We start from the raw sequence: 226 nt of genomic DNA, 5'->3' as shown, positions 1-226 counted from the left end.
CGCCCCGGTGTAGGCGCGGCCCCCCTCGGCCCAGACGTTCATCCGCTGCTCGGGCGCGGCCAGCTCACCGCGGTCGTCGAGGGTGCGCAGGCGGGTCGCAGCCAGCGCCGGCACGGGCGATCCGGGAATCTCCTCGTAGGCGATCTCGGTCACCGCGCCGAGGGGCGAGGCGACCTTGGTGACGACGGGGCCGTGTCCGGCCAGCGGCCGCCCGTACTCCAGCCCC

Annotated in this window: 1 protein-coding gene; it reads right to left on the bottom strand. The window is 76.5% G+C overall.

Annotated features, from left to right (window positions below):
• Positions 1–226, bottom strand: a 226-nt coding sequence (locus IF89_RS40415; RefSeq protein ID WP_043195239.1) for a hypothetical protein, incomplete at both ends; no start/stop codon positions are given.

It is taken from the genome of Streptomyces sp. NRRL F-2664, from assembly GCF_000719345.1.
Taxonomy (GTDB): domain Bacteria; phylum Actinomycetota; class Actinomycetes; order Streptomycetales; family Streptomycetaceae; genus Streptomyces.
Note: the sequence above shows the minus strand (reverse complement) of the source record. Positions and strands in the feature narration are given on the sequence as shown.